The sequence below is a fragment of the Methyloparacoccus sp. NF-16 genome (genome assembly GCF_056880625.1).
Genome location: NZ_CP174130.1, coordinates 1,514,421 through 1,527,295, shown reverse-complemented (window position 1 = coordinate 1,527,295; position 12,875 = coordinate 1,514,421). Strand labels below are relative to the sequence as shown.

Here is a 12,875-nt window from a genome sequence, read left to right as displayed (position 1 = left end):
TCCGAATCAGGTTCTCCAGGTAGGAATACAGGCCGAACGCGAACCTCAGCAATCCGGCACGCGCTCCGCTGGTGACGCCCTCCTGATTCACTGCAGGCCTCCAGTCACCGGATCCATGCGTTTACGGAAAACCCAGAACTTCTGTGCAAGAAAGAAATAGACCGCCATCAGCACGAAGAGGCCGGCCATGACCCCCTGATGAGGCAGCCCAAGCCGATCAACCAGTGCAGACAACACGGCATAATTGATCGCATACCCGAGCGCATAGACCGCCACGTATCTCATCAGGGCCGAGCCCGCCGGACCGTCGGAGCGGAACGTCCACCGCCGGTTGAACACGAAGGTCTGCGCGACGCCCACTGCGTAAAGCAGCGTCATCGCCAGCTTGTGCTCCATACCCGCCGCGGTGATGCCGAGATAGAGCAGGTAGCCGACCGCATTCGAAAGCACGCCGACGACCCCATAACGAAACAGCTGGCCGAGCGTGGTTCTCATGAAGCGAGCGGCCCGTCGCGCCAGCCCCAAATGTACCAAGGCGCGTCCTGACCCACGTTGAACAGCAGGTCAAGAATGGTCACGCCATGCGTAAAAGGAGGAAACTGTTGCGGATATTCGGGATAGCCCGAGTAATCTTTGAATACCAGCTCAATGCCTGCCTGCTCAAACAATTCGGTTTCAATGTAATCACGAGCAGCAGGCCCTGAAATATATCGCTGTCCATCGGCCGACCTACATAGCTCCACAAGCCTCTCGGTCTTTCCTTCTGTACGTGGGTAATCGGTTGACCAAACCACGCGGGTCGTCAAGCCCAATAGCCGGCCAATGCCATCGAGAAAAGTTCGATTTATTTCGGATAACCGCTCCACGGTACCGGCGGATTGATAGAGAGCTTCGATACTCTGCGCGTAGGTCTTGAAATGAGGAGCCTGCCGGTAAATGCTCCGAACTTTCTGCCAATGACTAGAGGCCCACGAGGGGTCGGCCACCAACGTCTCGTCGATTCGCTGAAAGAACTTCCCCTTTACTTCAACCGGAATACTTAGCCATTCCGTGCCTTTCACCGTTTTTACCTGATTTCTATTGCGCCAATCTCGACGTGTGTACTGCATATCATCAAAGAGAATAAACTCATCAGCGTCGTGCATCAGGTCGAAATAGCCCTTCCAAGGTATGTAATTCGACTGGAGAATAACGACCGTCTTCATTGCCGACCACCCTTGTATGTGGAATTCATCTTGATGAAGCTTGCGGGCGGCACAACCGCGTGATCGGCAATGGCGGATGCCGCCCCGACGAAGCTATTTCGACCAATCAGCGCCGATCCGCACACCGTCGCATTTGGCGAAATGAATGAGTTTTCACCCACAGTGACGTCATGATTGATGCAGGCGCCGGGCCAGCAAACGACCAATTCGCCCAATTGTGCACGCACGTCCACCACCGCGCCGGCCATGACCATCGCGCCCTCGCCCACTGCGGCACTGTCTGCGACATAGGCTCGCGGATGCACCAGTGCGGGCGCACGATAGCCCGCGGCCCGGATGCGCTCCCAGGCCGCCCAACGCGCCGGAATGTTCGAGTACCCGATCGCGACCGCGAACCCATAATCAGACGCGGGATAATCCTTCCTGACCAAATCAAAGTTGCCGACGATTCCGGGTCCGGTGTTGAAGTCATCGACCATCCCGATTACATCATGCCCACAATGCCGGACAAGGTCGGCAACTGTAGCCGCGAACTCTTTGGACCCGTAGATCAAAAGCCGCATCAGAGCCTACCTTCAATGGCACGCTCAGTCGTGCGCCCAACGAGGAAAAGCGGCTTCCTTGAACTCTTGAAGTTCATCCGCCCAAGGTATTCGCCGAAGATCCCTAGCACCAATAGCTGAACACCGCCAAACAGCAGGATGCCGGCCATGATCGACGCGAAGCCCGACACCGAGATGCCGCCAAGCAGATAGCGCAGCACGATGACCGCCAGCCAGCCCATGCCCAGCAGGAACGTCAGCAAGCCGATCCAGGACGCCATGCGCAGCGGCAGGTCGGAGAAGGTGACGAAAATATTGACGGTGTGCGTGATGAGCTTCTTCAGCGTGTAGTTGCTGCTACCGTTGGCCCGCACGCCGTGCGGCACTTCGACCGATGCGTAGCGGTTGGTCAGCCACGACAAGTAGCCATCCACGAACGGGAAAGGCGAGTCGAAGCGCTGCAGCTCGCGGGCAATGTCGCCGCGGATGACGCGGAAGCTGGTGTAGGTGTAATTGAGCGACGGAATGGCCTTGTTGAACAGCCAGCGCGCGGTGGCGGAAGTGATGTTGCGCCAGGCTTTGTGACTGCGCTGCGGGTAAACGCCGTAGACCAAGTCGTGCCCTTCGAGCGCCTTGCGGTAGAGATCAGGCAAGAACTCGGGCGCCTGCTCGAGGTCGTCGTCGAGCGTGGCGATCCACTCGCCCGTTGCCTGCGAAAAGCCGCAGATGGTAGCGGCATGCTGGCCGAAATTGCGGCTGAGCTGGATACCACGCACCCGCTTGTCGCGGGCGGCAATCTCGCTGATGACGCGCCAGGAGTCATCGCCGCCGCAGTCTTCAACGAGGATGATTTCAAATGATGGCTCGATTGATTCAAGTGAAGAGACCAGTCGCTGGTGAAGTTCGCACAGGGTGTCCTGGGCGCGATAGACAGGAATGACGACGGAAAGTCTTGGATTCACATGGTTTTGATGCGGTTCGGTGAGCATGATGTAATCGTCCTGGTAGATCACCGGAATATTAAAATGATCGAAAGCATACTTGGCCAGCCATCATCTGCAATCGGCTATTGTGGCAATATCCTTGCTGGTGTGCAGAATGACAGCGTTGGCGATGTTCTGACCTTCACATATATCATGGTCGCTCAGGAATTGGTCCGATACTGCGGTGAAAGGCTTGTAGTGGGCGGTATAGCCATAGCCGCTCGGCATTCCGGTGACACCATAAAGCAGTTGAGTACCGGTAATGGCATAGACCAGTAATCCACGTGCCCAGAGCGGGCCGCCGCCGAACGGTTTGAGCTGATTGTCGAAGTACTCCTTGCTCAACACCAAGGCGGTCTGGTTCTTGACCAGGCCATGCTCCATGAGAATTGTAGCGATATCGCGCTGCAAGGCTTTCAATGGACGTGAGGCGCCGAGTTTCTCAAGTGCGGCTGTTTTGGTGTTATGCGTGCCGAGCACGGTGAGTTGCTCGTCAGCGGGCAGTTTCTTGTTGATCGACGCAAACGGGCTGGTATTGGCGTAAGCGATTTTTTGCCTGATGGCCTCGGGACCGGCGTCGAAGATACTGAAGCTGGGCAGTGCGGCGTATTTTGTGAGCAGGGCAAGACAGGCCACGGCAGCAAGGGTGTGTCTGCGCTCGTGAGCGGAGGCGGCTAGGTTTCCGGGCTGCGCCGCCCAGGCCGGCTTACTCTTGCTGTGAATGATGGCGGCGAAGGTCAGCAATATCAGACTGCTGAGCATGCCATACTGGAAGTACCAGATATCACTCATGCTCAGACTCTTGTTCGACCGGGTAATGACATAGAGGGCTGTGATGGCCAGAAGGGATGCTACGGCGGGATAGAGGTCCTTCCGGTTTTCACGGGTAAATCCAAGGGCCAGCAAGATGGCTGTGCATGCCAGGATTGCAGGCATTTCCGAAAGTGTCTTGCTTTGCCCGCGTATGATCTGGCTTGCTGTGACATATTCGTAAAAGTCTCGCAGGCCAAGACTTGCGAGGTCAAGGGATCCGGATATGCCGTTCAGTCTGGAAAAAAAAACGTTCCCATACAGATAGAAGAACACCAGCAGTGCCAGACCGAAGATATACGTGGATAGACGAGCTGGTTGCTTGACCAGAATGAATCCGCCCAGCAAGACACCGGACATGAATCCGCTGGAAATCTTGGCCAGCCCGATGAATACGATGGTCGAGAACAGCGCCAGAAGCTGGCGAGGTGTCAGGTCCTCATCCTGGAAGAGACGCGAAAAAACGAAGGGCGCGGACAGCAACAGGATGAGGCTAGCCATCCATAGTCCATGTGAGCCGATAGCATGCCAAGTACCGACAATACAAGGGGTCAGCAGAACAAACGAAACCAGATAGGTGATCCATCCCTGCCTGTGGGTCATCGCGGTGACAGCGAGCAAAATGGACGACAGAAACAGAAATATCTTGTAATGAAAAAATAAGCCGTAGCTATCGAAGGGATCGACTTGGGTGATGAAAAGAATCAACGCATCGACGTAGTGGCTCAGCACATGGTAGGCGGTGAGGGGGTGACCGTGCTGGGCGATACTCGGATAGCCAAAATTGAGAATGCTCTGGATAAGGGAGACGTGGTACGCCGTATCTAGATGCCAACCCAGGCCAAGCTCCGCCTCAAGCAGGGGGAAGGTGTGAACGTAGGCTGCCCATGTGGAATTAACACTGTGGGTTAACATGATCAGCATACAGGTGACAAAAAGACTTGCAGCCAGCGTCGCCAAGTTGAGGCGGAGTGGTCTCAAGCGAAAATTGAGCAGGGACGCCCGCATGAACAAAGCACTCAATCCAACAAGTAAGGCTGCGCAGATAACCCCTACAGACAGGATTTCCCAATAGGTGAATTGAATGAAGACCGATAGCGCATAGGCGGTCATGTAACTGAAAAATCCCAGCAGGGCGAGGAGCGTGGCACTGAAAACTGAGACGCCAGGCGTCTGAAGTTCGATCAGGCTAGAACGCATAGCGAGTTTCATCGACCTACGGCCTCACGAACTGCGCTCACAACCTCATCCAGTTCCATGTCGGTCAGCGTCGGATGCATGGGAATGCTGATCGCTTCGCGATAGTAGCGCTCGGCTTCTGGAAAATCGCCCTGCTTGAAGCCCATTTTTTGATAGTAAGGCTGGGTGTGCACCGGGATGTAGTGCAGGTTGACCATGATGTCTTTGGCGCGCAGCGCCTCAAACACTTCCAGGTGTGTGGCCTTGATCCGGTCAAGTTGCATACGGATCACGTACAGGTGGTAGGCGCTGTAGCTGTCTGGATGCTGCCAGGGCAGGGTCAGCGGCAGGTCGGCCAGCAGTTGTTGGTAACGTTGGGCAATTTCATGGCGGCGGGTCACATATTGATTCAGCCGGGTCATCTGGCTCGCGCCCAACGCAGCCTGAATATCCGTCATGCGGTAGTTGTAGCCCAGCGCCACTTGCTGGTAATACCAGGGACCCTCCATGGCCTGAGTCATGAGTGCCGGATCACGGGTAATGCCATGGCTGCGCAGCAACCCCAGGCGAGTGGCCAGTTCATCGTTATTGGTCAATGCCATGCCGCCTTCCCCGGTGGTGATGATCTTGACGGGATGGAAGCTGAAAACGGTGATGTCGCTGTAGCGGCCGTTGCCAATCGGCTCGTCCCTGTACTTTCCGCCAATCGCGTGCGAGGCATCCTCAATGATCCTGAAGCCATACTTCTGGCCCAAGGCGTGTATGGCGGCCATGTCGCAGGGTTGGCCGGCCAGATGCACGGGAACCACAATCTTGGGCAGAGCCCCGCTTTTTTCTGCCGCGACAAGTTTGGCTTCGAGCTTCTGCGGGCAAAGGTTATAGGTGCGCGGGTCGATATCGACGAAATCGACCCGCGCACCGCAGTACAGGGCGCAATTGGCCGAGGCGACGAAGGTGTTGGGTGTCGTCCAGAGCCAGTCACCTTTTCCAAGGCCAAGTGCGAGGCAGGCGATGTGCAGCGCAGAGGTGGCGCTATTAACGGCGACGGCATGCCTGGCGCCGGTATGGTTCATCACGCTTTGTTCGAACTGCGGGATGTTGGGGCCTTGGGTGAGGTTGATTGATTTGAGTACGCCAATGACAGCGTCAATATCGGCTTGGGTAATGTCTTGTTGGCCGTAGCGGATCATGGATTGAACGTGTCTTGAAAAGATCTCAGGGCTGCTGAAGCACAACAGGCTCGGCGCTTGACGCCTGCAGACTCGCCACATAGGCAATCGTCTTGCTCAGCAAGATGAAGGCAAAAAAGATAACCAGCCCGGCTGGCACGGCAAGCAATGGCCTGTGCTGGCTAATCTGCCAAACACCAATCGCAAATACCAGCATGGCGCCAATATGACTGCCAATGATGGCCTTGTCGTGCCCTTTGGCATATAACGCGAAATGCGGCACCATGCTCAGTGCATTGATCACCATGGCCAGCAGAAGCCAGGGATACAGCCAAAGACTCTGCCCATAAATGGGTTTGTTGATCCACTGAAGCAGATATGGCAACAGCAACCAGCTGACGATGCTGAAGGCTGTCGCCGAAATCACCACATAGGCGAGCAGCCGCAGGGCTTTACGATTGACCAGCTGGTACTGTTTTTTATGGCACAATGCAATAAGTTCCGGGTAGGCAAAAGCAAATATACCCGCATCGAGAAATACCATCAGTGTACTGGCGATGTTGAGAAACAGCACATAGGCGCCTACGGTTTCGATGTTCGCTAGTGACTGAAGCCAGTATCGGTCAACGGTTTGAACGCCGCGCAGAGCGAGCGTTGCAACCAGGAAGGCCAAGCTGACCGTCACCCCCTTCCTGACCCAGGCCCAGTCGACCGGCAACTGCCACCCCCCCATGTGCAGCTGGCGAAGCTTTCGGATACCCAGCCATGCGGCGGCCAGGCCCGCCACCGCCCAGCAGGCCATGACCACCCGCAGTTGTCGCAGCTCCGCACCCAGCGCCATCAGAGCCACGATGGCTAAAGCCCAACTCCCCTGACGCAGGAAAAGAATCAGGCTGGCAGTAACCTGCTCCGATAGCGCCGTCAGAAGCCTGCAAATTTCCTGATTCAGGTGTTCCAGCACGAGGATCGGAAAAAACCATACCAAAAGTTCCGCTGGCAATTTCGCCTGCGGCACTACCCAGGCCGCCAAGGGCAGAATGACAAGATAGAGCAGTGCCGAGAGCGATACCTGCCCCTTGAGCATTTGCCCACGCACCATATCCGGAGCTTTGATTATCTCGCGAGTGCTGTAGGTATAGAAGTCCAGCCCGACCAGATAGAGGAAGTAACCCACGGTGGCGGTGAACAGACCATAGTAGCCGACGGCTTGGGCGTCCATATACCTGGCCAGAAAGAACACGAACAGAAAACGAGCACCCAAGGTGGCTGCCCGCAGCACCATGTTGAGTAGACGAACGGTGCTCAGCACTGCAATATCTCTCGCGATACATTCATGCCATCGTCATTCTCGGTAACTTTGGTTGCTTCGTGAGTTTTAGCGGTCGACTTCCCTCCCCTCGCCTTCGCCGAGTGATTCAGGCGGGGCAAGGATCTGCCAACCTGCACAGGTGCTGCCATGGTGAGCAGAACATCTTATTGTCTCAGGCCGGATTGAGCGAGCTGATCTTGCTGCTGGTCCGAGGAATCCGCCGTCACCCGCTGGGGATTCTCTGGCAACAAGCCTGCATCCTTCTTTCGCTCACCGCGCTTTCGCTCACCGCGCCCCAGAATCATCCAGGCCGGTATCGCCCGTCGGGCGATTCTGCGGTAAAGCAGAACGTACGTCCCGGCAAACACAAGGGTAAAGGCTTGCAACACCAGGGTCCGGTCCCAGAACAATACGGCGGGTATGACCGCCAAGCTGGACAGGAACCAGAGATACGGCGAGGTCAGGGCATTCCGCTGCGTCTGGTGGTGTTCATGATCCGAGCCGACGGCCCAACGGACCACGATGCGATAGATCAGCTGGTGCAGGTGTGCGGCATCGGGCAGGCCGGGGTTGCGGCGCTGGTGAATGCTGCGGCGGTAGATGGTGAACAGCGTCTCGAAGATGGGATAGAAGGCCAGCAGCAGGGGAAACCAGGGCGACACCTGCGGGTGATGGGCCACGAGCAGGATGGAGAGTTCCGCGATCGCGAAACCGATGAAATAGGCCCCGCCATCGCCGAGAAAGATCAGCCCACGCGGATAGTTCCAGATCAGAAAACCGGCAATCGCGCCGACCAGGGCCAGCGCCGAAATCTTCACGAATGGATCGCCAACCTGATGCGCCACATAGGCCAGGCCCAACAGGATGATGATGGCAACGACACCGGCCAGGCCGTTGTAGCCGTCGATCAGGTTGAAGGCGTTGGCCACGCCAGCCACCGCAAAGCAGGTGAGGCTGATCGAGATGTAACCGGCAATCTTGAGGTAGTCCCAGTCGAGACTGATGGCCGGCTCTCGCAGCAGACCATCCAGCAAAGGGATATCCAGCCGCGACAACCAGCCACCCAGCAGCCAGCCGCCCAGCGCAGCCGAGACCATCGTGGCGAGCAGCCGCTGCCGCACACCCACCCGCTTGGTGACATCTTCGGCCAGACCGGCAAGAAAGGCCGGCCCGGCGGACGCCAGCAGGAATATCGAACTTTCGTGCAACAGGACATCGGTGGCCGCCATCGTCCCCCAGAAACCGGCTCCTGTACCCAGCACAATCCCCAGGCCACCAATGCGCGGAACGGGCCGGGTGTGGTACTTCTGTACCCCGGAGAGGTCATGGTCCGCGGAGTAGTGATGATGCAGATGCTGGTAGCGCAGCAGCATCAGGACCATCAGCATGGAGGCCAGGAAGGACAGGGCAAGTGGAAGCATGGAGGCACGGGCATGGCATAGCTATCAGGCATCATTATGCATATCATGCAAGCATCAGCAAGCCATCAAGCGTCGATAAGGGCGCGAATCTTGACAATGTCCATGTGACCTGCCGATACGTGAAAATACGTATGATCCTATCGGATCAAGAGGCTGCACACGCCCCCGCGACAGAATTTGACAGAAGATTTCCATATCGAACCTTCTGCCTCAAAACCGATATTGCGTGTTAGCCTCCCAGGCGCTACATCATCAACTGGCCCCTCGCTTACCTTCGAACCCATGACCTGCCATCACGCCAAACCCGCCCTGCACGCTGGCATCGCCCTGCTGTGGCCGCTGATCCTCTGCCTGTGCGGTTCGCCTTCGCTCTGGGCCGTCGAAAACGCCGCACCCGGCGGGGTGACGGCTGTTGGGAACACGCAAGCTGTTGCCACCGATCTTCAAGCGGCCTCTTCCACGGGCTCTGGCACCTCTGGCGTGCCGGCTACAGAGCCGCCGGCAAGCGCCGAGGTCAAGGCCGCTGCGACAGAGATCGGGTTGTGCCCTAGCCGTGGCAAGGACACAACTGAGGATGGTTTTGGCTACAACACCTTCGACTCGGGGGGGCAGCCGATCGCCGAGGGTCCGATCGACGATCTGTATCTGATCGGCCCCGGCGACGAAATCGTCGTCTCGATCTGGGGGAAACTGGTGGAAACGCTGAACCTGACCGTCAGCGATGAAGGCTTCATCGACCTGCCCGACAACGGGGGGCGCATACAGACCAACGGCGTGACCTTGCGCGAACTCAAGCCGAAGATCGCCCAGGCCCTGTCGCAGATTTACGCGGCCTACATCAACGCGGTCGATCCTTCCAAAAGCACGGCCTTCGTCGATATCCGCATCGGCAAGCTGCGCAAGCTATCCGTCATGATCGTCGGCGAAGTCAACAAGCCCGGCACTTATACCGTCAGTCCCGGTGTCGCCAATGTCATTAACCTGCTGCACAACGCTTGCGGGGTCAAAGCCAGTGGCTCCCTGCGGGAAATCCGCATACGGCGCAGCACCGGCAAGGTCGATAGCGTGGATCTGTACGGCTTCCTGCTGACCGGCGAGATCGATTTCAGGACGATCCGGCTGCAACAGGGAGACTACATCGTCGTGCCGTTACGACAGAAATCCGTGACCATCGAAGGCGAAGTGCGCCGCCCAAACCGATATGAAATGATCGGTAACGAAGGCATGCGCGAACTGCTGAATTTTGCCGGCGGCTTCACGCCGGATGCCTATCTCAAGCAGACCCAGATTCGCCGCTTCGAGGTCAACCGGGGTGAAAATCTTCTGGACGTTGATCTCGACCGCATCCTCACCGATTCCGGCCAGAACCTGCCCTTGATGGACGGTGATGCGATCAGGATCGCCAAGAACATCCAGGTGCGCAAAAACCAGGTCAGCGTGAGCGGCGATGGCATCACGCGTCCCGGGACCTATGAATGGAAGGCGGGCATGACCCTGAATGACCTCATTCAGAAGGCCGAGGGGCTGCGTGAGCATGCCTTCCTGGATCGCGCCGACCTGATCCGGACCGAGAACGACTTCTCGAAGAAACTGACGGTGATCTCGCTGAAAAAGCTCTACACCCGCAATACGGCCGGCAGCTTCGACTTCTCGGGCAAGCAGGGCGACAATATCCCCTTGCGGGAGATGGATGAGGTCATCATCCAGTCCGCCTATGGCATGGCCGGCAAGGAGCGCTTCGTTGTCATGGAAGGCCACATCAAGGAGCCAGGCAAATTCGTGCTGGCCAAGGACATGACGCTCTATGATCTGATCTTCGCGCGCGGTGGCTTCCAGGACGCGGCCTTCAGGAAAGCCACCTTCATGGATACGGGTCACATTTTCCGCACGGTGCCGGGCACGGTCGGCCGGAAAATCACCCCCTTCCGGCTGGGTGCCCTGCTGGACAGGGATGCCTCGGCCAACATGCCGCTGGAAGAAAACGACGTCATTCGCATCTATGCCGCCGATGAAATGCGGACGAAGCAGCAGGTCACCATCGATGGGCTCGTCAACAAACCCGGCGCCTTCGACATGGTGGACAACCTGACGCTGGAGGATCTGCTCGTGATGGCCGGTGGCCTGCGACCTGATGCCGCAAGAGTCGAGGCGACTATTGCCCGTACCGAAAAGGACGATGCGCAGAATGAATCCGGCACAAGCCGTGTGACGATGTTCAAGGTTCCGGTTGCCAAGGATTTCATGAGCCTGTCGGCGGAACAGCGAACCCGCCTCAAGCCCGATGATCGCATTACCATTCGAATCTTGCCGGGTTGGGAGCGGTCCCATTCCGCACTTATCCAGGGCGAGGTGATGGAGCCTGGAAACTATTCCTTGCTGTCCGAAAGCGATCGGCTCAGCAGCCTGATACAACGTGCGGGTGGTCTGAAGAAGGAGGCACTGCCGGAAGGTACCATCGTCCAGCGCAAGAAGATGATCGTCGACATGGCGGCAAGTGGGGGCAACAGCTATTACGACATTGCCGTCAATGTTCCCGCCGCACTGCAGAACCCCGGCGGGGCCGAGGATATTGTCCTCAAGCCGGATGACCGTATTTTCGTGCCCACCAATCCTGGCGTGGTGGAGATCCGCGGTGCCGTCCACCGCGAACTGACGGTCCAGCACACACCCGGCAAAAGCCTGGCCGACTACATCGCCATGTGCGGCGGTTATCTCGACAAGGCCAACCCGGATGCCGTCAAGGTGTTTGCCGCCAACAAGGTTGCCATCACGGCAAAAGCCAGGGGCAAGAGCAAGGCGAATCTGGACATACCCGCAGGCAGCACCATCGAGGTTCCCTTTCTCCGGGAAACAGAGCGCATGCTGACCGTGGAGGTGAAGGGCGCGGTCGAAAAACCGGCAGTCATGCAGCACATCGAAGGTGCCCGCCTCGGCTATTACCTGAACCTGAGCGGAGGTTTCAAGGATGAGGCGGATATCCGGGACATCAGCGTGTTGCTGCCCGACGGCGGCTTGCTGGTCAAATCGGGCGATCAACCCTTCAATCCGGTTATCCCCGGCGGCAGTCTGATCATGGTTTCAGCCAAACCGAAGGCAGGTTCCCAATGAGTGCCCAGCATCCCGGGGACGATATTCCGGTACCATCCCTTGGCATGCAGGTTGCCGATCGTCATGTTTCCGGGGAGTTCGAGGATGAGGCCAGTATCGAGATACTGCCGATCGTGAACTTCTTTCTGCGCGAGCGCTACCGCATTCTGAAGCCGACTGCCTGGGTTGCCTTGCTGGCTCTGGTATTTGCCATGCTCAGGCCACCCGAATACACCGCCACGGCAAAGTTCCTTGTGGCGTCTGCTCCAGATTCGAGCATCGCCTTGCCTAGCAGCGGGGCGATGCCAGGCGGAAACACCGGCTCGATCGCGGACACCATGCCCGAATATTATGAGGCGCTTTTGAATAGTGACGACTTTCTCAGGCGCGTCATCAACGACGAAGTCGCCAGGTTGAAAGGGGGGCAAACATCGAACTGGCTTGAGCTACTGAGTGGCATTCCCAAGGATGAGGAACACCCATTGGACGACATGATCGTTGCGCTCAAGGACACCTTGACGATCAAGAGCGTCAAATCCTCGCAACCCCGGTCGGCAACAACCATGCTGGCACTGTCTGCCAAACTGCCCAAACAGGAAGCTGCCGAAGATCTGGCGAATGTGGTGCTCAGCGGCCTGAGCCAATACGGCGGGCTGCACCGCAACGAGAAGGCTGTGCAAGATCGGGATTTCATTCAAAGCCGCCTGCAGGACACGGAAGCCGAACTCAAGCGATCCGAAGCGGAGTTGGCGGAGTTTTCCATGCGCAATCGCAAGATTGTGACAGCCGATCTCGAAGCCCAGAAGGAACGGCTGGAGCGAGCCGTCAAGGTTCAGGAGGAACTGTTTCTCACGCTCCGCAAGCAGTTGGAAATGGCCAAGATCAAGGTTCAGGAAAACCAGACTCTGATACAGGTCATCGAAAATCCGGATGCAAAACGGACCGGCCCAAAACGGGTTCTGATGGTTGCACTCTCCAGCGTCTTGGCCTTGTTCTTCTTCAGTGGCTTGGCCTATGTGCGATACCGTTGGCAACAAATGGATCGCAGCGATGGCGACATCCAGGAACTGCTGGGCAATCTCCACAGCATCCGTTCGGACCTGGTGGAACTCGCCAAGTACATCCGGGGGCAACGATAGCGCCCCCGCAGTCGAGATCATGAGTTCCTGA

General features: G+C 57.4%; 10 protein-coding genes. 2 read left to right on the top strand and 8 right to left on the bottom strand.

Annotation, left to right across the window (positions count from 1 at the left end; genetic code table 11):
* Positions 1–87: 87 nt before the first annotated feature.
* The 8 genes from ACH5N8_RS07365 to ACH5N8_RS07330 form a co-directional block, all read right to left on the bottom strand.
* Positions 88–495: a GtrA family protein gene (locus ACH5N8_RS07365; protein WP_483283073.1), complete on the bottom strand. Its 408-nt coding sequence runs from the start codon at positions 493–495 to the stop codon at positions 88–90.
* Positions 492–1,205, bottom strand: a complete 714-nt coding sequence (locus ACH5N8_RS07360) for a WbqC family protein (protein WP_483283072.1) — start codon at positions 1,203–1,205, stop codon at positions 492–494. Before ACH5N8_RS07360 ends, ACH5N8_RS07365 begins: the two co-directional genes overlap by 4 nt.
* Entirely contained in the window at positions 1,202–1,768 is a 567-nt protein-coding gene (locus ACH5N8_RS07355) for a PglD-related sugar-binding protein (protein WP_483283071.1), read from the bottom strand. The genes ACH5N8_RS07360 and ACH5N8_RS07355 overlap by 4 nt, the downstream gene beginning before the upstream one ends.
* The gene (locus ACH5N8_RS07350; RefSeq protein ID WP_483283070.1) at positions 1,768–2,736 is read right to left on the bottom strand and encodes a glycosyltransferase family 2 protein; all 969 of its coding nucleotides are present in this window, start codon (positions 2,734–2,736) and stop codon (positions 1,768–1,770) included. The genes ACH5N8_RS07355 and ACH5N8_RS07350 overlap by 1 nt, the downstream gene beginning before the upstream one ends.
* A gap of 63 nt (positions 2,737–2,799) precedes the next feature.
* Complete coding sequence (locus tag ACH5N8_RS07345; protein WP_483283069.1) at positions 2,800–4,740, bottom strand: hypothetical protein; 1,941 nt, start codon at positions 4,738–4,740, stop codon at positions 2,800–2,802.
* Positions 4,741–4,748: 8 nt separating this feature from the next.
* Positions 4,749–5,909, bottom strand: coding sequence for a UDP-4-amino-4,6-dideoxy-N-acetyl-beta-L-altrosamine transaminase (gene pseC, locus ACH5N8_RS07340; RefSeq protein WP_483283068.1), 1,161 nt, complete (start codon positions 5,907–5,909; stop codon positions 4,749–4,751).
* A gap of 25 nt (positions 5,910–5,934) precedes the next feature.
* Complete coding sequence (locus ACH5N8_RS07335) at positions 5,935–7,197, bottom strand: lipopolysaccharide biosynthesis protein (RefSeq protein ID WP_483283067.1); 1,263 nt, start codon at positions 7,195–7,197, stop codon at positions 5,935–5,937.
* 164 nt (positions 7,198–7,361) lie between these two features.
* Positions 7,362–8,618 carry an MraY family glycosyltransferase gene (locus ACH5N8_RS07330; RefSeq protein ID WP_483283066.1) on the bottom strand — a complete coding sequence of 419 codons (1,257 nt, stop codon included), beginning with the start codon at positions 8,616–8,618 and terminating at the stop codon, positions 7,362–7,364.
* A 177-nt stretch (positions 8,619–8,795) separates the two neighbouring features.
* On the opposite strand from ACH5N8_RS07330, the gene ACH5N8_RS07325 reads away from it, so the two are divergent.
* Positions 8,796–11,726: an SLBB domain-containing protein gene (locus ACH5N8_RS07325; RefSeq protein ID WP_483283065.1), complete on the top strand. Its 2,931-nt coding sequence runs from the start codon at positions 8,796–8,798 to the stop codon at positions 11,724–11,726.
* Positions 11,723–12,844 (top strand): GNVR domain-containing protein, encoded by a 1,122-nt coding sequence (locus tag ACH5N8_RS07320; protein WP_483283064.1) that lies wholly within the window; start codon positions 11,723–11,725, stop codon positions 12,842–12,844. Before ACH5N8_RS07325 ends, ACH5N8_RS07320 begins: the two co-directional genes overlap by 4 nt.
* Positions 12,845–12,875: the final 31 nt, after the last annotated feature.